The 19673-nt window shown below is 41.2% G+C and carries 22 protein-coding genes, 2 riboswitches and 1 other annotated feature; of the genes, 8 read left to right on the forward strand and 14 right to left on the reverse strand.

Annotated features, from left to right (window positions below):
• Nucleotides 1-16: 16 nt before the first annotated feature.
• The 4 genes from BA70_RS11405 to BA70_RS11420 all read right to left on the reverse strand — a co-directional run bounded on the left by BA70_RS11405 (nucleotide 17) and on the right by BA70_RS11420 (nucleotide 3424).
• On the reverse strand, nucleotides 17-535 hold the full coding sequence (locus BA70_RS11405) for a PepSY domain-containing protein (RefSeq protein ID WP_034322182.1): 519 nt from the start codon (nucleotides 533-535) through the stop codon (nucleotides 17-19).
• A gap of 93 nt (nucleotides 536-628) precedes the next feature.
• Nucleotides 629-1318: a PepSY domain-containing protein gene (locus BA70_RS11410; protein WP_034322185.1), complete on the reverse strand. Its 690-nt coding sequence runs from the start codon at nucleotides 1316-1318 to the stop codon at nucleotides 629-631.
• Nucleotides 1319-1384: 66 nt separating this feature from the next.
• On the reverse strand, nucleotides 1385-2734 hold the full coding sequence (locus BA70_RS11415; RefSeq protein WP_034322188.1) for a sensor histidine kinase: 1350 nt from the start codon (nucleotides 2732-2734) through the stop codon (nucleotides 1385-1387).
• A 3-nt stretch (nucleotides 2735-2737) separates the two neighbouring features.
• Nucleotides 2738-3424: a response regulator transcription factor gene (locus BA70_RS11420; RefSeq protein WP_034322191.1), complete on the reverse strand. Its 687-nt coding sequence runs from the start codon at nucleotides 3422-3424 to the stop codon at nucleotides 2738-2740.
• A gap of 266 nt (nucleotides 3425-3690) precedes the next feature.
• Between BA70_RS11420 and BA70_RS11425 the strand changes: the two genes are divergently transcribed.
• From BA70_RS11425 to guaD, 4 genes are all read left to right on the forward strand, one after another.
• Nucleotides 3691-4161 carry a GNAT family N-acetyltransferase gene (locus BA70_RS11425; RefSeq protein WP_034322194.1) on the forward strand — a complete coding sequence of 157 codons (471 nt, stop codon included), beginning with the start codon at nucleotides 3691-3693 and terminating at the stop codon, nucleotides 4159-4161.
• A gap of 378 nt (nucleotides 4162-4539) precedes the next feature.
• A complete protein-coding gene (locus BA70_RS11430; protein WP_034322196.1) occupies nucleotides 4540-5499 on the forward strand; it encodes a S8 family peptidase in 960 nt (319 codons plus the stop codon).
• 112 nt (nucleotides 5500-5611) lie between these two features.
• Nucleotides 5612-5803: riboswitch (cobalamin riboswitch) on the forward strand.
• A 153-nt stretch (nucleotides 5804-5956) separates the two neighbouring features.
• The gene (gene metE, locus BA70_RS11435; RefSeq protein WP_034322198.1) at nucleotides 5957-8245 is read left to right on the forward strand and encodes a 5-methyltetrahydropteroyltriglutamate--homocysteine S-methyltransferase; all 2289 of its coding nucleotides are present in this window, start codon (nucleotides 5957-5959) and stop codon (nucleotides 8243-8245) included.
• 139 nt (nucleotides 8246-8384) lie between these two features.
• Nucleotides 8385-8855 carry a guanine deaminase gene (gene guaD, locus BA70_RS11440; RefSeq protein WP_034322201.1) on the forward strand — a complete coding sequence of 157 codons (471 nt, stop codon included), beginning with the start codon at nucleotides 8385-8387 and terminating at the stop codon, nucleotides 8853-8855.
• A gap of 168 nt (nucleotides 8856-9023) precedes the next feature.
• On the opposite strand, the gene ohrB is transcribed toward guaD, so the two are convergent.
• Nucleotides 9024-9440 (reverse strand): organic hydroperoxide resistance protein OhrB, encoded by a 417-nt coding sequence (gene ohrB, locus BA70_RS11445; protein WP_034322374.1) that lies wholly within the window; start codon nucleotides 9438-9440, stop codon nucleotides 9024-9026.
• Nucleotides 9441-9607: 167 nt separating this feature from the next.
• On the opposite strand from ohrB, the gene BA70_RS11450 reads away from it, so the two are divergent.
• Complete coding sequence (locus tag BA70_RS11450; RefSeq protein WP_034322203.1) at nucleotides 9608-10054, forward strand: MarR family winged helix-turn-helix transcriptional regulator; 447 nt, start codon at nucleotides 9608-9610, stop codon at nucleotides 10052-10054.
• Nucleotides 10055-10086: 32 nt separating this feature from the next.
• Here BA70_RS11450 and BA70_RS11455 read toward each other — a convergent pair whose 3' ends face one another.
• The 5 genes from BA70_RS11455 to purU form a co-directional block, all read right to left on the reverse strand.
• Nucleotides 10087-10515 carry an organic hydroperoxide resistance protein gene (locus tag BA70_RS11455; protein WP_034322206.1) on the reverse strand — a complete coding sequence of 143 codons (429 nt, stop codon included), beginning with the start codon at nucleotides 10513-10515 and terminating at the stop codon, nucleotides 10087-10089.
• A 306-nt stretch (nucleotides 10516-10821) separates the two neighbouring features.
• Entirely contained in the window at nucleotides 10822-11958 is a 1137-nt protein-coding gene (locus tag BA70_RS11465; RefSeq protein WP_034322212.1) for a Rap family tetratricopeptide repeat protein, read from the reverse strand.
• A gap of 124 nt (nucleotides 11959-12082) precedes the next feature.
• Entirely contained in the window at nucleotides 12083-13330 is a 1248-nt protein-coding gene (locus tag BA70_RS11470; RefSeq protein ID WP_034322214.1) for a glutamate-5-semialdehyde dehydrogenase, read from the reverse strand.
• Nucleotides 13331-13343: 13 nt separating this feature from the next.
• Nucleotides 13344-14441, reverse strand: coding sequence for a glutamate 5-kinase (gene proB / locus BA70_RS11475; protein ID WP_034322376.1), 1098 nt, complete (start codon nucleotides 14439-14441; stop codon nucleotides 13344-13346).
• 55 nt (nucleotides 14442-14496) lie between these two features.
• Nucleotides 14497-14714 (reverse strand) — a binding site (T-box leader).
• 43 nt (nucleotides 14715-14757) lie between these two features.
• Nucleotides 14758-15660: a formyltetrahydrofolate deformylase gene (gene purU / locus BA70_RS11480; protein ID WP_034322217.1), complete on the reverse strand. Its 903-nt coding sequence runs from the start codon at nucleotides 15658-15660 to the stop codon at nucleotides 14758-14760.
• A gap of 162 nt (nucleotides 15661-15822) precedes the next feature.
• Here purU and BA70_RS11485 point away from each other — a divergent pair, with 162 nt between their 5' ends.
• On the forward strand, nucleotides 15823-16008 hold the full coding sequence (locus BA70_RS11485) for a hypothetical protein (protein ID WP_034322220.1): 186 nt from the start codon (nucleotides 15823-15825) through the stop codon (nucleotides 16006-16008).
• Between the two features lie 33 nt (nucleotides 16009-16041).
• On the opposite strand, the gene BA70_RS11490 is transcribed toward BA70_RS11485, so the two are convergent.
• Nucleotides 16042-16356, reverse strand: coding sequence for a DMT family transporter (locus tag BA70_RS11490; protein ID WP_034322223.1), 315 nt, complete (start codon nucleotides 16354-16356; stop codon nucleotides 16042-16044).
• Complete coding sequence (locus tag BA70_RS11495; RefSeq protein ID WP_034322226.1) at nucleotides 16353-16682, reverse strand: DMT family transporter; 330 nt, start codon at nucleotides 16680-16682, stop codon at nucleotides 16353-16355. Before BA70_RS11495 ends, BA70_RS11490 begins: the two co-directional genes overlap by 4 nt.
• Before the next feature lie 65 nt (nucleotides 16683-16747).
• Nucleotides 16748-16856, reverse strand: a riboswitch (guanidine-I (ykkC/yxkD leader).
• 221 nt (nucleotides 16857-17077) lie between these two features.
• Here BA70_RS11495 and BA70_RS19535 point away from each other — a divergent pair.
• Both BA70_RS19535 and BA70_RS11500 read left to right on the forward strand, forming a co-directional pair.
• The gene (locus tag BA70_RS19535) at nucleotides 17078-17206 is read left to right on the forward strand and encodes a YrzI family small protein (protein WP_078061711.1); all 129 of its coding nucleotides are present in this window, start codon (nucleotides 17078-17080) and stop codon (nucleotides 17204-17206) included.
• A gap of 325 nt (nucleotides 17207-17531) precedes the next feature.
• Nucleotides 17532-18575 carry a bifunctional transcriptional activator/DNA repair enzyme AdaA gene (locus BA70_RS11500; protein ID WP_034322229.1) on the forward strand — a complete coding sequence of 348 codons (1044 nt, stop codon included), beginning with the start codon at nucleotides 17532-17534 and terminating at the stop codon, nucleotides 18573-18575.
• Nucleotides 18576-18593: 18 nt separating this feature from the next.
• Here BA70_RS11500 and BA70_RS11505 read toward each other — a convergent pair whose 3' ends face one another.
• Nucleotides 18594-19139: a GNAT family N-acetyltransferase gene (locus tag BA70_RS11505; protein WP_034322232.1), complete on the reverse strand. Its 546-nt coding sequence runs from the start codon at nucleotides 19137-19139 to the stop codon at nucleotides 18594-18596.
• A 19-nt stretch (nucleotides 19140-19158) separates the two neighbouring features.
• Nucleotides 19159-19647, reverse strand: a complete 489-nt coding sequence (locus BA70_RS11510) for a small multi-drug export protein (RefSeq protein ID WP_034322235.1) — start codon at nucleotides 19645-19647, stop codon at nucleotides 19159-19161.
• Nucleotides 19648-19673 lie beyond the last annotated feature (26 nt).

Genomic DNA, 19673 nt, shown 5'->3' on the forward strand with positions numbered 1-19673 from the left:
TAGGATTGCAGGCGGATTAATCATCCCATTCTTGCTTCAGGATTTTGCCTGTTTTAGCGGAAATCTCAAAATCAACTTCCTCGCCGCCTGGTGTAGTGATTTCAACTTCATAAATGTACACACCATTTTCTTTATCTAAATCTGAATCTGTAACTGTGCCTTTTACTTTTGCAAGGGCAATTTGTTCAGCCTGCTTTTTGGTGATTTTCACATTTTGTTTCTTTTCTTTCACTGGATCATTCAGCGCTTTTCCTGTTTTTGCATCGACATATACTTTATATTCAAAGCCGCCTTTTTTAATCTCGACCTCATACACCCATTTTCCTTTTTTACGCTCAAGGTCCACATCATCCACATAGCCTTTCACAACTTTTAATGCTGCTTTTTCAGCTTGTTTCTTTGAGACAAACGATGATTTCTTTTGCACCACTTGCTCGGCGTTTGCTGTTTGATTTGTATTTTGCGCTTGAAGTGTGAAACCACCTGCGACAAGAGTTCCTGTTAATGCTGTAGCTACTAGTACTTTTTTCATCATGTTCATTTCCTCCTCTGTTTGATTTCTCCTTTATCTTAATAAAACAAGATGATAAAGGAAGGAAAGAAACATGAGAATATCATGAGAAAAGGATTAGTTTTCGTACGTAATGCCTTCAATGTCTCCTGTATACGCGTTCACAAGCACCTCTGCCTCTCTACCATCAGGCAAATCTAGCTCCACCTCAAACACGAGCATGCCGCTAAATGTTTCAAGATCTGCATCATCCACTGTCCCCCCGACTTCTTTTATGGCGATTTGAATGGCTTCTTCCACCGTGATTTTCGTCAGCTTCTTTTCTTTAGAGGTTGTTTTTTTCTTTTCTGCTTCTATCACCTTAAAGGTTTGTTTATCGACAGCCACTTGATATAATTCTTTTTTTGATTGGATCGTAAAGATAAAACGATCTGACTTCTCTTTCTTTTGGATCACGGTTCCGTTCACTTTTTTAACGGCCGCTTCTTCTGCTTGCAGTGCAGCATTTTTTTCATTTGGCTTTTGATAGCTTTTTAACTGTTTGATTTCTTTCATTTGACCGCTTGCAGAAGATGCAATGATTTGATAGATGCCATTTGAATTTTCCAGCGTCAATGTATAGTCCTGTTTATGATTGATTAAATCAATATTTGTAATGTTTCCATTGTAGTCTTTTGCGATGATTTTTTTAATTTCTGCTTCACTTAATACTTTTTGATCAATGGTTTGAATCATAAGCATTGCAAAGGCCGCAAGAATGACTAGACATCCTGCGAGCGCAAGCACCATTTTCGTTTTTCTAGACATGCAGCGCCTCCTTCCTATTCCCTATTTTATAAGGAGGAAATGAGAAATTGATGAGAAAAGACCTATTTATTTCTGAAAAAGAATGGTCATGGTTGTCCCGTCGCCTATACGGCTGTCTACCTTTAGTTCAGCCCCGTGCTCTTCAGCAATTTGCTTCGCAATTGAAAGACCAAGTCCGGTTCCTCCCGTCTCACTGTTTCTGGCTTCATCCACACGGAAAAAGCGGTCAAAGATTTTCGGCAGATCCTCTTCTTTTATGCCAATTCCTTTATCAATGACTGAAATAAACGGCTTGTCTCCTGCTCTCCCGCAGGTCACACCAACTGGCTCTGCACTATATTTAACCGCATTGTCAATTAAGATGGTCAAAAGCTGTTTGATTTTCTCTTCATCTCCCTCAGCGACGAGCGGCTGATTTGTTTGCACATCAGGATGAATGCTTCGATTCGTTGCGACTTCAAGTGTATGACTTACCTGCTTGCATAAATGACCAAGATCAACTGGCTTCATGTCCAAGTATAGCGGTTGACCATTTTTCGCAAGTGTTAATAATTGATCTGTCAGTCTTTTCATTTTTTTCGCTTCATCATGAATCGCTTGAGAGGATTCTTCTACAACCTCTGGACGTGTCTGTCCCCAGCGTTTTAGTAAATTACTGTAGCTCATAATAACGGTAATCGGTGTCTTCAATTCATGAGAGGCATCATGCAAGAATTGTTGCTCTTTCTCATAATGTTTCTCGAGTATTTCTGACATTTCATTAAAGGTTTGTCCCATTTGATACAATTCATCCTTTGAATCGCCTGCTAGTTTGATTCGCTTAAACGCCTTCTCTTTCATACTTGCCTTCATTGTATTGGTCATTCTACTAATAGGGCGGACGATTTGTTTTGTTAAAATGTGGCCAGTAAAATAGGAAAGCACAATAATTAAAACGCCAGTAGCGATTAAAATCATTCTTAATAACGCCAAGTTCTCTTCCGTATTTTCGATTTCTTCATATAATTGAAGCGACACAATCTCACCATTTGTCCAAATGACTGGAATAGCAGCGAACGCAATCATCTGCTTGTTGTATTCTTTAATTTCTGCTGTCTGACCAGATTCATATGTAAAAGGCAGTGAGCTAAACGTTGATTCCTTTGTGATAGTTAGCTTTGATTGGTCCTTTTCTGTCACGACACGGATCATGCCATTTTGAGGCAGGTACGCCTTCAGTAGCTCCGAGGATGGAAGGCCCTCTTCTTCTGATTTTTTTAGAGCAATAGCAATATTTTCGGCCACCTCAGATAGACGAGACATATCTTTTTGCGTCAAGGTCATCGAAAAAATAAAATAAATGGCTGTATGAAACAGCAGCACCATTAAAAACAAAGACAGCGACGTATAAAGCTGGATTTTATTTTTTAATCTCATTCTTTATCCTTTCATCACATAACCCACACCTCTCACTGTGTGAATCAGCTGTTTTTCAAATGGGTAGTCGACTTTTTTTCTTAAATAGCGAATATAGACATCCACAACATTTGTGTCACCGAAGTAATCAAAGCCCCAAACGGCTGTTAAAAGCTGATCCCTTGTGAGCACTTGCTGCTGATGTTTCAGCAAGTGGACAAGCAGGTCATATTCTCTCGGTGTGAGCTCAAGCATTTGTCCGCCCCTTTGTATGTCTCTTGTTTTCTCATTGACAGTCAGATCTGCTATGCTCAATTCTGTTTCTTTTTCTTCTTGCGCACTTATATTGAATCTCAGCTGCGCACGAATTCGCGCTAATAATTCTTCTATGTCAAAAGGCTTTGTAATATAATCATTTGCCCCAAGATCAAGGCCGCTTACCTTATCAGGAACACTCCCTCTTGCTGTAATCAAAATAATGGGCGTGACTGTATTTGTCTTTCGAACCCTTCTAAGCACCTCAAGGCCGCTTAATTCTGGAAGCATGACGTCAAGCAGCACTAAATCGAAGCTATCTTCTTCAAGAGCTTGGAGTCCGCTCATGCCTGTATCTTTGACGGTGACCTCATATCCTTCATATTCAAGTTCAAGTGACAGCACCCTTGCAATTTTCTTTTCATCTTCGATCACGAGTATCTTCCCTTTGTTCATCTCTATCTCTCCTATCTAAAAGGCAGGCTTGTCTTTCCATTATTATATGTTGCCTTTCGCATTTGGAACAGTCACAAACTTCACATCTTATTTTTCATATGAATATTGATAAACAAGAACATTCGTTCTATACTAAAGTTATCACCATAACAGTTATTGATATTGTAAGCACCTGAACGTCATCCTATTTCATTTGTTGTATAAACATATCTATAGAATATGCAAATCTCGCTCATTTTAAAAAATACAAGGAGGAACACCATTCTATGAAAAGCAAAAACAATGTAAAATTAACACACTTTTCAGATGTATACATAGAGGGTTTAACGTCTTTTGTTTTAGATGAAGAACAAGTAAAATTCACTGCTTTACCAAACGCATATTTTGAAGGACAATACAGAATTGTCATACTCAATGAAAGTGAACCGGTTGGATTCTTTGTACTACATGCAACAGATCGTGTTAAGGATTATTCAGATAACCCAAACGCTATGTTGTTAACTTCATTATCTATTCATCAGACGCAGCAAGGAAAAGGATATGCGAAACAAGCAATGTTCTTATTAAATCAATTTGTCACCTCTGAATTTCCTAACTGTAACGAGATCGTACTGGCTGTGAATCATCAAAATATTCCTGCTCAGACTTTGTACTCACAAGTAGGCTATAAGGATACAGGTAAAAGAAAAATCGGTCCAATTGGCGAACAGTTGATAATGAGTTTATGGTTATCCTAACTGTTCACAAAACGAATACTAGAGTAAAAAATATTTTAGAACAAAAATAATTCCGCTCAATTTTTCTTCTTCTCACTTCTCAACTATCACTTATTTTCGTTGTTTAGTCAGAAAGCCTTTTTTAGTTCTTTCCACCCATTTTGATCTATACAGGTGCAAGCTCACTATGCAGCATTTCCTTCTTTTTCATATGATATCAAGAGTTTTCCTCAAAAGACGACCCCTTTCGGCAAGATGTGAGGAGACTTGCACATTTGATAATAGATTGATTATTTGAAAAATTATTACAATTGACCCTTTCCGAACAAAAGTTTCTTTTATACAATAACATTACGCAGCCTGAATCTACTTTGAAAACAAAATAAGGAGGGCTTTCTTATGAAAGGTGAAATTCGCTTAATTCCGTATGAAGTAAAAGCCAATGTGATGGAAGCGAAAGAGACGCCGGAAAGTATTCAGGAGATTAAAGCACCCGAACTTTGGTCAAGTGGCTTCAAAGGAAAAGGCATAACCATTGCTGTCCTTGATACAGGTTGCGACACGGAGCATCCCGACTTAAAAGATCAGATTATCGGAGGGAAGAACTTTACCGATGATGACAATGGAGATGCGGATAATGTGAAAGACTACAATGGGCACGGTACCCATGTAGCAGGAACAATTGCAGCAACAGATCAAAATGGCGGCATTTTAGGGGTTGCCCCTGAAGCCAAGCTACTTATCGTGAAAGTCCTCGGCGGAGAAAATGGCAGTGGGAAGTACGAATGGATCATTAATGGCATCAACTATGCCGCAGAGCAGAAGGTGGATATTATCTCCATGTCTCTCGGTGGTCCAAGCAATGAACCAGCCCTGCAGGAGGCCATTCAAAATGCGGTAAAAAGCGGTGTGCTTGTTGTTTGCGCAGCAGGAAATGAAGGAGACGGGGACGAGCGTACTGAAGAGTTCTCCTATCCAGCTGCATACAATGAGGTCATTGCCGTCGGCTCTGTCTCCCTTGCAAGAGAATCCTCTGAATTTTCCAATGCCAATAAAGAAATCGACCTCGTCGCTCCAGGAGAAGACATTTTATCCACTCTCCCTAACCATAAATACGGCAGACTCACAGGTACTTCAATGGCTGCCCCTCACGTGAGCGGTGCACTGGCCATTATTAAAAATGCTGAGGAAGAAGCGTTCCAGCGTAAGCTGACAGAACCTGAGGTCTATGCTCAGCTTGTGAGAAGAACCCTTCCGCTGAAACAATCAAAAACCCTTGTAGGGAATGGATTTTTATATTTAACTGCGCCTGATGTACTTTTAGAAAAAACATTGGAAGCAGATCTTTTATCTCTATAGCTTAAATTTAGGTCCTGAGAAAAGATCGAATTTTCTCAGGATTTTTTTAATTAAAATTATTCAAAATTTACTTTGACGAAATGAAGTGAACGTTATATAATCGAACACAATAAATTCATAGTTTGAGAGTCGGTAATTCGATGACACGTCGAATTTTAATTGGGAAGACCGGTGAAAATCCGGCGCGGTCCCGCCACTGTAAGTGAGGAGAGCTTTTCTTTTTGATCCACTGTCATGAGGATGGGAAGGATGAAAAGCTTGAAGATTCACCAGCCAGGATACCAGCCGCTCTATCACATCAAACCCCCTACGGTTGATAGGAGATGTCGGATAAGCGTCAGTTGTGCTCACGCTTCATTTCGCACACACATTTTGTCTTTTTAAACCAGACATTTGCCCTCATCAATCTAGACCATGAGTGTGAATGTCTTTTTATATTTTAGAGGAGGAATTGGAATTGACAATTGTTAAAACAAGTAATTTAGGTTTCCCACGAATTGGTTTAAACAGAGAATGGAAAAAAGCACTTGAGTCTTACTGGAAGGGTCAAACGAACCGCGAAACCCTCTTAAGCACACTGGATGAACAATTTTTAACCGCCATTAAAACACAAATTGACCAACAAATTGATGTTGTTCCTTCTGGAGACTTCACCTTCTATGATCACGTGCTGGATACTGCTGTTATGTTCAATTGGATTCCAGAGCGCTTCCGCAGCTTGAAAGACCCACTAGATACATACTTTGCGATGGCGAGAGGAACAAAAGATGCTGTCTCAAGTGAAATGACAAAATGGTTTAATACAAACTATCACTACATCGTTCCAGAATACGAAAAAAGCACCGAATTCAAACTCACACACAACAAACCGCTTGAAGCTTATGAAAAGGTAAAAAAGGCGTTTGGCGTTGAAACAAAACCTGTTGTACTTGGACTTTATACATTTGTCTCTCTCTCAAAAGGCTATGAAGCAAATGAAGTGAAAGAGATCGAGCAGCGTCTAGTGCCGCTTTATACTCAAGTTTTAAAAGAACTTGAAGAAGCCGGCGTCAAATGGGTTCAAATTGATGAGCCTGCACTTGTCACAGCTTCAAGTGAAGACGTGACAGCAGTAAAAGAAATCTATCAAACAATCAAAGAAGCCGTACCTGCCTTAAACATTCTTCTTCAAACATACTTTGATTCAGTTGATGCCTATGAAGAGCTTGTCTCTTACCCTGTTGAAGCCATCGGTCTTGATTTTGTCCATGATCAAGGGCGCAACCTTGACCAAGTGAAAAAGCATGGCTTCCCGAAAGATAAAATTTTAGCAGCAGGCATCATTGATGGAAGAAATATTTGGAGGTCAGATCTTGGCGAGCGATTATCGTTTATCTCTGAGGTGATTGCTGACGTTCAGCCGAAAGAAGTGTGGCTACAGCCATCAAGCAGCTTGCTTCATGTACCAGTTGCGAAACACCCGAGCGAACAGCTTGAAGAAAAACTATTAAACGGACTTTCTTATGCCACTGAAAAGCTGGCTGAATTAACACTTTTAAAAGAAGGCTTAACAAAAGGAACGGCTGCCATTGATGCAGACATCAATGAAGCAACACAAGCGCTTCTTACCTTAAAAGAATTTGCGAAAGGAACAAATGCGGATCTGACAGCAGAACGTAACAATCTTTCATCTAAAGATTTTAAACGTCCAGTTGCCTTTGAAGAGCGCCTTCGTATCCAAAACGAATCTCTTGGGCTGCCGCTCCTACCAACGACAACGATTGGCAGCTTCCCGCAATCAGCTGAAGTGCGCAGTGCTCGTCAAAAGTGGCGTAAAAATGAGTGGACAGATGCAGAATATGATGAATTTATTAAGCAAGAAACAAAAAGATGGATTGATATTCAAGAAGAGATTGGTCTGGATGTTCTCGTTCATGGAGAGTTTGAACGTACAGACATGGTTGAATACTTCGGTGAAAAGCTAGCCGGATTTGCCTTTACGAAATTTGCTTGGGTGCAATCCTATGGATCGCGCTGCGTGAAGCCGCCAATCATTTATGGAGATGTAGAATTTACAGAGCCAATGACTGTGAAAGAGACGGTTTACGCACAAAGCTTAACTGAGAAAAAGGTCAAAGGAATGCTGACAGGACCTGTCACCATCTTAAACTGGTCTTTCCCAAGAACAGATATCTCCCGGAAAGACATTGCCTTCCAGATCGCATTCGCTTTGCGTAAAGAGGTAGAAGCGTTAGAAGAAGCAGGTATTCAAGTCATTCAAGTGGATGAGCCTGCGCTTAGAGAAGGTCTTCCGCTCAAAGAAAGTGATTGGGCAGAATATTTAAACTGGGCAGCCGAGTCATTCCGTTTATCAACATCTTCTGTTCAAAATGAAACGCAAATTCATACACATATGTGCTACAGTAACTTCGAGGATATTGTCAATACGATCGAAGACCTTGATGCCGACGTGATCACGATTGAGCACTCACGCAGTCATGGTGGATTCCTTGATTATTTAGAAAAACATCCGTATCTGAAAGGACTTGGACTTGGGGTATATGACATCCATAGCCCGCGCGTTCCATCTATTGAAGAAATGAGTAAAATCATTGATGATGCACTGAACGTATGTCCGACAGATCGCTTCTGGGTCAACCCTGACTGTGGTCTAAAAACAAGACAAGAGCCTGAAACCATTGCTGCTTTGAAAAACATGGTCACATCTGCTGAAGTGGCTCGTAAAAAGCTGGCGCAGCATGCATAATGGATTTCTCCCCCCTGCTGAACATGGCAGGGTTTTTTTTATCCGCATATTGTCCTGTTCGATCATCTACTAGGATGATTCCTTTTCTAGCATGATTCGTTTATACTAGAGAAGTCAGTCGAACAAAGGGAGGAAGACAATGAATCACGAAGCTTTTTTACAACGCGCAATTGATCTTGCAGTAGAAGCAGTCAATAATGGTACTGGCGGCCCTTTTGGAGCAGTCATTGTCAAGGATGGTCAGATTATTGCAGAGGGAAGCAACAATGTCACAACAAATAATGATCCTACTGCACATGCAGAAGTCACAGCCATTCGAAAGGCGTGCCAGGCTCTACATACATACCAATTAGAAGATTGTATTTTATATACAAGCTGTGAGCCTTGCCCAATGTGCCTCGGCGCTATTTACTGGGCTAGACCAAAAGCGGTGTATTTTGCAGCTGGACATCAGGATGCCGCGACTTCTGGTTTTGATGACTCGTTTATTTATGAAGAAATCAACAAAGAATACGAATCAAGAAACATTCCATTTTACCAGCTGACTCTTCAAAAAAACCTTGCGCCATTTGAAGCATGGGAAGCATACGACAAAAAGAAAGAATATTAAAAAAAGACACCTGCCCACAGCAGGTGTTTCAAATTGTTGACAAAGGGCGAAAATGATGTTTATTTTCGCCCTTTGTCTTCTTTTCAGCGTGATAGAAAACCTTTGCAGTCTAAGAAGAACGAGCACTGGAGCGCAGACCTGACAAAGAATGTGAGGGTTTGTCTTCTATTACTCAGCCACTTCAAGCTCCACTTCGATGTTCCCTCTTGTTGCTTTTGAATATGGACAGAATTGATGCGCAGCCTCGACAAGCTCTTTTGCTTTGTCATAGCCAAGCCCTTTAGCGGACACAATCAGCTTCACGCCAAGTTTAAAGCCCCCATCGCTTTCATCTTTTAATAGACTAACATGCGCCTCTACTTCTGATTCAATTTCTATCCCTTGCTTCTTGGCTACGTGTTCAAGCGCTCCGCCGAAACAGGCCGCATAGCCTGCTGCAAATAATTGCTCTGGATTCGTGCCAGTCTCTCCATTTTTCTTTGCGTTTGGCATGACAATGTTATGATCAAGCACACCATCGTCTGAACGAACATGCCCAGCTCTTCCATGCTGCGCCTTTACTTTTGCTGTGAATAATGGTTTCATCTTCATCTCCATCTCCTCCTTTTTCTATTAATACCTTTCACGTTCTATTCATTTCTCAAACATTTATCGCACATTGAAGAATTTTTCATTTTTAGTCTGTATTTATTTTAAAAAGGAAGAAAATCTTATACAATGATAAGTATGACAAAAAATAGTTGGTGACTGACATGACAAATGAATTCGAACATATGAAGCTGGAAAATCAGCTTTGTTTCTTGTTATATGCAAGTTCAAGAGAGATGACGAAGCAGTATAAACCGTTATTAGAAGAGTTAAACATCACCTACCCTCAATATTTGGCACTGCTTTTATTGTGGGAGCATGGGACGTTAAATGTGAAGACAATGGGCGAGCTTCTGTATTTAGACTCCGGTACACTCACCCCCATGCTCAAACGGATGGAGCAAAACGGGCTCATCATCCGAAAGCGCTCGAAAGAGGATGAGCGGTCTGTGCAAATTCGTTTAACTGAGTATGGAGAACAGCTAAAAGAGAAGGCCACTGCGATTCCATTTCACATGCTGTCTGGAACTGGCAGATCAGAAGAAGAGCTGAAAACACTGCGTGCCTCTTTACATGAGCTTTTGCAAAAATTAACACAACCAAAAGGCTGAGAGAACATTCCCTCAGCCTTTTATGATGTCAATTATTGGGCCACAGCCACTAGTTCTACTTCAATGTTTCCTTGAGTTGCTTTTGAATATGGGCATACGCCGTGTGCTTTATGAACCAGCTCGTCTAATGCTGATTGCTCGATTCCAGTTCCTTTTACTTCTAATTTAACGCCTAGTTTGAAACCGCCATCTGAACTATCTTTGACTAAGCTCACATGTGCCGTTACTTCACTTTCAAAACGGATGCGCTCTTGTCTCGCTACCATTTGAAGGGCTGAATCAAAACATGCAGAGTATCCTGCTGCGAATAATTGCTCTGGATTCGTTGCTTTTTCAAGCTTTTTCGCTCTTGGTGTTCCAGGCATTGCCACATCATGCTCTAGTACTCCATCTGCTGAAACAACCTTTCCTTCTCTTCCTCCTACAGCTGATACCGTTGCAGTAAATAAAACGTCTGACATCAATATAACCCTCTTTCTCTCCATTAATGTTTTCTACAATTGAATTGTACACAATCTAATTTCGCGAGTCAATGAAAAAGCACTCTTATTAAGCTTTCCTACAAGTTTCATTTTTATAAGCATATCACGCTGGTTCTTTTTAAAGCAGTCAATCAATAAAAAAAGCCCTTGAAATAGGGCTTTTAAATGGTGACATGTTGCGGATTCGGTTGTTCTAACGTGTGGTTTCTGTTATCCGGATCGGTATTTGCTGATACCAGCCATAATGCCATGATCGTGATGCTTGTACAGACGACTGCCCATTTTTTAAAATTCATATAAACAATCCCCTCTCTGAATATAGATTCGAGCATGTTCCGCTTCCCCATAGAACATGGAAGATTTTTCAAAATCCTCCCATTCATTATAATACTTTGCGGTGTCTAATGCTAGCTCCTCTATATCTGGATATGCATAGGCAGACTCTAAAAAATGGAAAATTCGTTTAATATGCTCGGCATCTTGTCTCAAATACAATGCCTCTAGAAATTTTGTCTTTTGAATATGAATGTCATCCTGAAGAGATTCTGCTCGTTTCATACATTCTTCTCTGTAGTATAATGCTTCTTCGTGTTTACCTTGTTTGTATAATATCTGCGCGGCTGTATAAAGAGGGTCTATAGATCGACGAAGATGATCGGATTGATTTTGATCAAATAATGAGATGGATTCTTTCATTAAGTCGAGTGCGCGGTTCAAATCTCCCATTCTGTAATAGCTGTTGCCCATATTATACAAAGAGGAAGCAATAAAACGCACATTCTGAAAGTCTCTAGATCTCGCAAGTGCTCTTTCGAGATGTGGTAATGCCTTTTCATGCCTTCTCATATCATCATAATTACCGGCCACAATAAATTCACACTGAATCGTGCGAAGCACATACAGTTCGTGCTGAACATAGACATCCAGCGCTAGTTTGGCATGGTGCATCGAGATATGGGTTTGTTTCATGTGATAATATATTTCTGACATTTTAAAATGATACTCCGCACGTTCAATATCATCTGATACAAAAGAAAGCTTATGCTCCGCCTTTTGATAAGACGATATGGCAGCAATGTATTGCCTTCGGCCGAATTCATACATGCCCCTGAAGAAATGATAGTAGTATTCAAGCATGCCTGTAACATGCGTTTGATGCTCATCTATTTCTTTCGAAAGCTCGGAAAAGTTGGCGCGAAGCTTTCCTTCCTTTAATGGCTTTAAATAATCGAGCATGACCTCATGCCTAAATTCCATTAAAGAAAAATAGAGAAGCAAGTTCTGATCTTCTTCCATTGAATCAAGAGAGGTGCGAATTTCCTGCTTTAACTGTTCTGCTTGTTCTGAATCAAATCTGCGGATTAATTCATACCACTTGTTGATTTTCACTCCAATATCCGAAGAGGGAATGATTTTCGCCATACGTTGCCTTCTCCAATCTTCTCAAAATATAAAACATTACCATATTTTATCATACTTGACCTAAGAAATACAAAAATGAAAGGAAAAAGAGAGCCTGTTGTGATTAGACTCTCTTTTGACATCGTTATTCTCTTATTTGTCCTTGACCACGAATGACAAATTTTTCAGAGGTTAAGGCTGGCAAACCCATCGGCCCTCTTGCATGCAGTTTTTGTGTACTAATGCCTATTTCTGCGCCATAGCCAAATTCAAAGCCATCTGTAAATCGAGTGGAGGCATTATGATATACAGCGGCAGCATCGACGGCTGTTAAGAAAAATGCCGCATGCTGATCATTTTCCGTAATGATGGCTTCAGAGTGCTTGGAGCTATAGGTTTGAATATGTTGAATCGCTTCTTCTATGTTCTGAACGATTTTGATACTGACAATTGGTGCTAAGAATTCCGTTTCAAAGTCAGCTGTTGTCGCAAGTGTTGCGCCCTGAGCAAGCGCGCACACGGCTTCATCTCCTCGTATCTCTACCCCATTTGCATGAAGGGCTTCAAATAACGAAGCGCCATGTGCCTTTGCCCATGTTTCATGAATGACAATGCTCTCGATGGCATTACAAACAGATGGTCTTTGGGTTTTGGCATTCAGAACAATCTGCTCAGCCATCTCTTTTTTGGCCGTTTCATCAATGTAGATATGACAGTTCCCTGCGCCTGTCTCAAGCACTGGCACGGTAGACTCTCTCACAACGAGATCAATTAAATTTTTCCCGCCTCGCGGTATGAGGACATCTAGGTAATCATTTAAGGTGAACAGCGTTTTAGCCGTTTCTCGGCCTGTATCTTCAATCAATTGCACACTGTCTACTGGAATATCCGTGGCATGAAGTGCTTCATGAATCACCTTCACAATCGCTTTATTACTATGAATGGCTGATGAGCTTCCTCTTAGAATGACAGCATTTCCAGTTTTCAAACAAAGGGTGGCAGCATCTACTGTCACGTTCGGTCTTGCTTCATAAATCATCCCAACCGTTCCGAGAGGCACACGTACTTTTTCAATCAAAAGACCATTTTCTTTTTGAATGGTTTCTAACGTTTCACCAATTGGGTCTTTTAGCTGAATCAGTTGAAGTGTAGCGTCTGCGATTGCCTCAATTCTCTCTTCCGTGAGTGTGATCCGGTCAATGACAGATGGAGTGAACTGCTTTTCCTTGGCTGCCTCAACATCCTTTTGGTTCTCCTCAATCAAAAAAACTGAAGATGCTTTTAGCGCTTTTGCGATTGCGTCTAAAGCCGCATTCTTTTGTTCAGTCGTTTTTAATAGCAGCTGATCTTTGGCCACACTTGCTTTTTTTGCTTTTTCAAGAACTTCATTCATCGTATATCCCTCCTCAGTTTTGTACATGCTGTACCCAGTGATCTCGGTGTATAACCTCAGGCTTCTCATGTGAAAGCTCATCACTTCGCATCCCTTTAATGCCGAGAAGCTCATCAGACGCGTACAATGTTTGTCCCTTACCAACTAATCCGTTCGGACCGACGACCTCAACGACCTCTCCTTTAGAAAAATCACCAGCGACATCAATGACACCCGCCGGAAGAAGGCTTCTGCCGTTGTGCAAAATCGCCGCTTCCGCTCCCGCATCAATCATGATTTTCCCAGAGACGGGTGAGTGGAATTGAATCCATTGACGACGGTTGTTAACGGCTGATAAGTCCTGTTCACCGATATACGTTCCATCACCTTGACCTGCGAGAATGTGAAGTAATTTGTCTTCCCCTGTACCCGTGCCAATGAAGACTTTGACGCCAAGTGAAAGTGCGGTTTGTGCAGCAGACAGCTTTGATTTCATCCCGCCTGTTCCAACCTTTGAACCAGTGCTCTTCGCATATGAAAACAATTCATCTGAAATGTGTGTCAGCGCATCGAACCGCTTTGCCTCAGGATGCTCATTTGGGTTTGCATCATAAATTCCATTAATGTCAGTTAAGATGATCAATTGATCTGCATGGATTAATCCACTGACAAGCGCTGACAGCATGTCATTATCACCAAAGGTCAGTTCCTCGATCGAAACCGAATCATTTTCATTAATAATCGGTAAAATTTTTCTTTCCAACAGCTCCATCATCGTTGCGTAAGCATTTCGATATCTTGTACGATCTGAAAAGTCATTACGTGTTAAAAGCATTTGTGCAGGCGTCATGTGAAACTGTGAAAATAGTTCAGTATATTTCTGCATTAATAAGCCCTGACCAACGGCAGCAGCAGCCTGTTTTCCTTTTAAGGTCACAGGTCTTGATGGATATCCTAAACTGCCAAATCCCGCCGCAACAGCTCCTGACGAAATTAAAATAACTTCATGCCCCGCTTCTCTGAGCTTTGCAATGGCTCTCACATGATCCCACATTTTTTGTTCATCAATGGCTCCCTTTTGCTCTGTTAATGAACTGCTGCCAATTTTTATGACGATCCTTTGCTTTTTCATCATTGATTCCCTCCGCTATACCTTTAGGCACAAAAAAATCCCTTTTTCTCCTTAATTAAAGGACGAAAAGGGATTTTCCGTGGTACCACCTTCATTGAATAAGCATGCGTGTGCTTATTCCACTCAACTCCTGTAACGCCAGGCCTGCGCTTAGATTTTTCCTCTAAGGCTCAAAGGGTAGGTTCAGCAGCTGTCTGCGGCAAATGTTTCAGCATATCATTTGCTCTCTTTACACAGCAGTTCCTGCTTACTATTCCTTTTCAACGCTCGTTAATTTTTTTATATTATCACCAATTGCTTCAGAAAAGTCAAGCGGTCAATTAAACACGATCGTTTTATTCTCGTGAACAATAATCCGATCTTCTAGATGCCATTTGACAGCACGTGCAAGTACACTTCGTTCAATCGTACGACCAATGTTCTTTAGTGCCTCTGCATCATCCCGGTGATCTACCCGCTCAATATCCTGTTCAATGATCGGCCCTTCATCTAAATCATTTGTTACATAGTGAGAAGTCGCACCAATTAATTTGACACCCCGCTCATATGCCCGCTTGTATGGGTTCGCACCGATAAATGCTGGCAGAAAGGAATGGTGAATATTAATGATTTTGTTCGGATGCTGTTCAATAAAGGCAGGCGTTAAAATTTGCATGTATCTAGCAAGCACAACCGCATCAATATCGTACTCTTCTAATAAGTCGAGCTGCTCTTTTTCTGCTTCTTTGCGAATGTCTTTATTCGCCTTCACATGATGGAATGGAATCCCGAGCGCTTCTACTGTATCTTTTGCCGTTTCATGATTGCTGATGACAACCGCAATTTCAGCCATTAAATTTCCGCTCTGCCATTCCCATAGGAGCTCATGTAAGCAATGAAGTTCTTTTGACACGAAGATCGCCAGCTTTTTGAGCTCACTTGCGCGTGACATGCTCCACGTCATTTGAAATGATTCAGCAATTGGCTCAAAGCCGTTTTTCAGCTGATCAATATTAGCTGAGATGTCTTTCCAATCAAATTCAATTCTTAAAAAGAACCGGCCGCTTTCATGATCTGTTGTATATTGACTGGATTCAATGATGTTTGCTCCGTACTCAAATAAAAAGGTAGATACAGCTGACACAATACCGGGCTGATCTGGGCAGCTGACAAGCAATCTTCCTTTTTGCTCGTGTTTTTGTCTGTGTAATTCAAGTTTCTCTGTAATCAATGTTCTCATGTATCATGACCTCTTTTACGTTTTCATTCTAATGAAATATTATACTGGACTGGAAAGAGAAAAAGCAATTGAGAGTCGCATTTTTTATTGAATATTCATTCAATTCTGCATCAGGCGTGATATAATGTGAATAGACCTTTTATCACAAAAGGAGTGATGGAGATGAAAAGCATGACTTTGTTTGGTAAAGTGAGCTTTTGGCTCGGCATCGTATGTCTGATCACTGGCATTTATCTTTTTATGACCGGAGAAAGACTCATTCCTTTACTCACGTTTGGTGTATGTTTTGTGCTTGTGAGTCAGCTTTACCGCAAAAATGAAAACGATTCCAATCATCATTCGATGTGACAAAAAGGCTGGCATCTGTTTGCCAGCCTTTTTTTATTCAATGATTTTTAGCCCTACCGCCGCAGACAGAATCAGTGCGATAAAGAAAATGCGTTTCGCCTCTTTCGACTCACCGTAAAACAGCATACCGACAATGGCGCCTCCTGCAGCTCCAATTCCAGTCCAAATGGCATACGCCGTTCCCATCGGAATTGTATTCATCGCAAGAGACAGCATCAGAAAGGACAGCGAAAATCCAGCTGCAATGAATAAAACCCATTTCAGATGTCGATCTTTCTGGAATTGATTCATCATGGTGACACAAAGCATTTCTAAGATGCCTGCCCCAATGAGTAAAAGCCAGCTCACGATTCAGCCTCCCCTTTCTTTTCACCCGTTGTCAGTTTCAATCCTAATACACCGCACAAAAGCATCATGATCAGCAGTACTTTAACTAGCTGAACCGGCTCACCAAGTACCATGCCTAAGGTAACGGTACCTGCTGTTCCAAGCCCGGTAAAGACGGCATAAAGTGTGCCAACTGGCAGCACACTTGTTGCTTTTATGAGTAAATAAAAGCTCACGATAATACAAACGATGGTTGCGCTCCATTCAAGAAGCGAGTGGGCATATTTCAATCCCATCACCCAGCCGACTTCAAATATAGCCGCAATGAATACACTTCCCCATTTCATCCGATCTCTTCCTTTCTGACCAATTTCAAGCAACAAAAAAGCCCGGAAATCGATCGTTTGATCAAATCTCCCGGGCTTTTATCCCTCCGTGTCCATATGATCTATTCTAAAGATCCTATGTGTTTTCTCTCGGTCCAGACTACGTCGCCGCACGGAACCCTAGAAAACCAATTCATTATAAGCAGACCTGCCATAGAGCAGATTCTGTATGGAAAAATTGTATCACACCCCAGTATGCCGGTCTACTGCTTTACCTTCTCATTCAAATATACTTGTTCATTTTTCGAAAGAAATTTTATGGGACCGCCGTATACTAAGTGTTAGAAACAGGTCTACTGATAAAGAAGATTTGCGGGCTATTTCGCGTGCTGCGAACTGAAGGGAAATGAGCGTATATGACCATCCATTTATTTTTTATTACATTGACGATCAAGCGTAAATATAAGGACATGGAAACCGTTCTTTACGAACAAGAAGTCGAAACATTTTATGAAGAAATGAAACAGAAACAACTAAAGTTATGAACTAAAACAGGACATCAATAATGAGAAAAGGTGGAAATTGACATATTTATGCTACTTGCATTGCTTGATTGTTATACGAGGAAGAAGGATCAGGTTTAGACACATTCCGCATTCCTCAAAGCACAGGTACGCCAATCCATACCCAACACAAAGAGAGCAGCAAGAAATGCTCAGACGTTAGAGGAACGATCACACCGCTGGTATAATGAAATAAGATTGATGTGATGAACGTTCAACTTTAGGATGCTGCATATACAGATCATCCGTTGTCTCGGCCCAAACAATGCTGAAAAACATTTTATAGGAAATCAAGAGGTGGATTCATATGATGATGACCGATGAACAAAAACATGAATTTTATCAAGCACTTGTTGACAAGAATCCGCAATATGACGGCACATTCTTTGCCTGTATTAAGACAACTGGTATCTTCTGTCATGCCACATGTACGGCTAGAAAGCCAAAATATGAAAACTGTGAGTTTTTCTTTACCGCGGAGGAAGCACTGCTGGCAGGGTATCGTCCATGCAAGCGCTGCACACCATTAACATACCCTAACAGCATTCCCGAAGAAGTCAAAACACTCGTTTCAGCAGTAGAAAAAAATCCTGAGAAACGCTGGAAGGAAGAGGACTTTCGCCAATTAGGGATTCACTCTGCCACAGCTCGAAGAAAATTTAAAGACATTTACGGCATGACCTTTGTTCAATATGCAAGATCACGCCGAATGGGACTTGCCTTTAAAGAAATTTTGAACGGAAAAAAAGTGATCGATCAGCAGGTCACCTTCGGCTATGAATCTTCAAGTGCCTTCAATGATGCATTTACGAAAATCATGGGGAATCCCCCTAAAAAAGCGCAGATTAACATTCTCTATGCTAATTTTATTTCCACACCGGTCGGGCGGATGATCAGCGTGACAGATGCCACACATGTGTATTTACTGGAATTTATGGACAGGCGGGGACTCGAAAAAGAAATTGAAACATTAAGAAAGAAGCATCATGCCCGCATTTTAGTTGGAGAAACAAACGTCCATCAGCAATTGGCAAAGGAATTGGCCTTATATTTTGAGAAAAAGCTTACCAAGTTTACTGTGCCACTTTCCTTACATGGCACCCCTTTTCAAATGAAGGTGTGGGACATACTCTCACGTATTCCAGCAGGTGAAACAAGATCATATAGAGACATTGCCAATATGCTTGGCGATCCGCACTTGGTTCGCGCGGTTGGCAATGCAAATGGTGCCAATCAAATGGCAATCATCATTCCATGCCACCGCGTCATTCAAACAAGTGGTGAGCTCGGTGGATACGGCGGCGGAGTCGAACGCAAGAAATATTTACTTCAGTTAGAACAGCTTGTATAAAAGAAAAAACGGCTCTCTTTATTGGTTAAGCGAGCCGTTTTCTCCGTCACGGGTGATGCTGTATACATCAATGATTTGATCCCATTTTGAAATGGTTTTTTCTTTTTCCATGCCCAATTTTAAAGCGACCTTCACCGACGCTTCATTCTCAGGACGAATTAAGCTCACCATCCGTCTGACCTTCATTTCTTCAAAACCATAAGTCAGACAGCCTTTTGCAGCCTCAGCAGCATACCCATTTCCCCACGCCGCTCTCTTTAGCATATAGCCGATTTCAAGCTCCGTTTGTCCTTCGATGTTTTGCAGCACAATTCCGCTTTGCCCAAGCGGTTCCTTCGTTTCTTTATCTTCAATGATCCACAGGGAGGTATGGTACATGCGGTCATTTTTTTGATTCCAGGCAATCCACTCTTTCGTCTGCTTTTCATCCTTTAAAGAAGGATAATACTTCATGACTTCTTCATCTTGGAACAACATTTCGTATAAGAATTTCGCATCATGCTCATCCATTGTTCTAAGTCTAAGGCGCTCTGTTTCGAGCACTGTCCGCGTTTGATGTTTCATCTGTTATCCTCCCTTCGCTCTACCTCTGAAAGATATCTCCGAACAATCCATTTGAATCCGGGGCAAAGTAATGGAAGCCTGCGCCTGTTAAACTAGCTGCTAGCGCCGTCCACATCATTAAGCTAACCGTCATCCACACCGCCACTTGTTTTCTTTTCGTACCGAAGCTCATACACATAAATGCCGCTAAATGACTGCCGATGATAAAAGGACCGACGAGCGCAAGACCAGGAAGACCATATCGTTCCCAAATCTTTCTGGCCCGTAGCTGCTTTTTCTCCCCTTTTTCATCACTTTTCTCTTCTTTTCTCTTCAACCGCCATGCTTTAAACCGGTCAACGAAGACAATAAGAAGCAAGACTGTAAGAAAGTTGCCGATGAATCCAATAATCGCCGTTGTTACAGGATGCAGTCCACTTAAGATCGCCAGTGGAACGACACCAACCACTTCAAAAAAAGGCAAAGCAGCCAATACAAAAACAAGTACATATCCCCATACGATATCCAAAAACAGAACCCCTTTTCATTTTTGTC

It is taken from the genome of Bacillus zhangzhouensis (assembly GCF_000715205.1).
In the GTDB taxonomy this organism is placed as follows: domain Bacteria; phylum Bacillota; class Bacilli; order Bacillales; family Bacillaceae; genus Bacillus; species Bacillus zhangzhouensis.

What these genes read in the sequence shown, in the direction of transcription:
- BA70_RS11430 (WP_034322196.1), top strand. Translation starts at nt 4,540, where the DNA reads ATGAAAGGTGAAATTCGCTTAATTCCGTATGAAGTAAAAGCCAATGTG.
- purU (WP_034322217.1), bottom strand. Translation starts at nt 15,660, where the DNA reads ATGAGAACATTGATTACAGAGAAACTTGAATTACACAGACAAAAACAC.
- BA70_RS11405 (WP_034322182.1), bottom strand. Translation starts at nt 535, where the DNA reads ATGATGAAAAAAGTACTAGTAGCTACAGCATTAACAGGAACTCTTGTC.
- guaD (WP_034322201.1), top strand. Translation starts at nt 8,385, where the DNA reads ATGAATCACGAAGCTTTTTTACAACGCGCAATTGATCTTGCAGTAGAA.
- BA70_RS11420 (WP_034322191.1), bottom strand. Translation starts at nt 3,424, where the DNA reads ATGAACAAAGGGAAGATACTCGTGATCGAAGATGAAAAGAAAATTGCA.
- BA70_RS11450 (WP_034322203.1), top strand. Translation starts at nt 9,608, where the DNA reads ATGACAAATGAATTCGAACATATGAAGCTGGAAAATCAGCTTTGTTTC.
- BA70_RS19535 (WP_078061711.1), top strand. Translation starts at nt 17,078, where the DNA reads ATGACCATCCATTTATTTTTTATTACATTGACGATCAAGCGTAAATAT.
- BA70_RS11415 (WP_034322188.1), bottom strand. Translation starts at nt 2,734, where the DNA reads ATGAGATTAAAAAATAAAATCCAGCTTTATACGTCGCTGTCTTTGTTT.
- BA70_RS11485 (WP_034322220.1), top strand. Translation starts at nt 15,823, where the DNA reads ATGAAAAGCATGACTTTGTTTGGTAAAGTGAGCTTTTGGCTCGGCATC.
- ohrB (WP_034322374.1), bottom strand. Translation starts at nt 9,440, where the DNA reads ATGAAACCATTATTCACAGCAAAAGTAAAGGCGCAGCATGGAAGAGCT.
- BA70_RS11465 (WP_034322212.1), bottom strand. Translation starts at nt 11,958, where the DNA reads ATGGCGAAAATCATTCCCTCTTCGGATATTGGAGTGAAAATCAACAAG.
- BA70_RS11455 (WP_034322206.1), bottom strand. Translation starts at nt 10,515, where the DNA reads ATGTCAGACGTTTTATTTACTGCAACGGTATCAGCTGTAGGAGGAAGA.
- proB (WP_034322376.1), bottom strand. Translation starts at nt 14,441, where the DNA reads ATGAAAAAGCAAAGGATCGTCATAAAAATTGGCAGCAGTTCATTAACA.
- BA70_RS11425 (WP_034322194.1), top strand. Translation starts at nt 3,691, where the DNA reads ATGAAAAGCAAAAACAATGTAAAATTAACACACTTTTCAGATGTATAC.
- BA70_RS11410 (WP_034322185.1), bottom strand. Translation starts at nt 1,318, where the DNA reads ATGTCTAGAAAAACGAAAATGGTGCTTGCGCTCGCAGGATGTCTAGTC.
- BA70_RS11495 (WP_034322226.1), bottom strand. Translation starts at nt 16,682, where the DNA reads ATGAAATGGGGAAGTGTATTCATTGCGGCTATATTTGAAGTCGGCTGG.
- BA70_RS11500 (WP_034322229.1), top strand. Translation starts at nt 17,532, where the DNA reads ATGATGATGACCGATGAACAAAAACATGAATTTTATCAAGCACTTGTT.
- BA70_RS11470 (WP_034322214.1), bottom strand. Translation starts at nt 13,330, where the DNA reads ATGAATGAAGTTCTTGAAAAAGCAAAAAAAGCAAGTGTGGCCAAAGAT.
- BA70_RS11505 (WP_034322232.1), bottom strand. Translation starts at nt 19,139, where the DNA reads ATGAAACATCAAACGCGGACAGTGCTCGAAACAGAGCGCCTTAGACTT.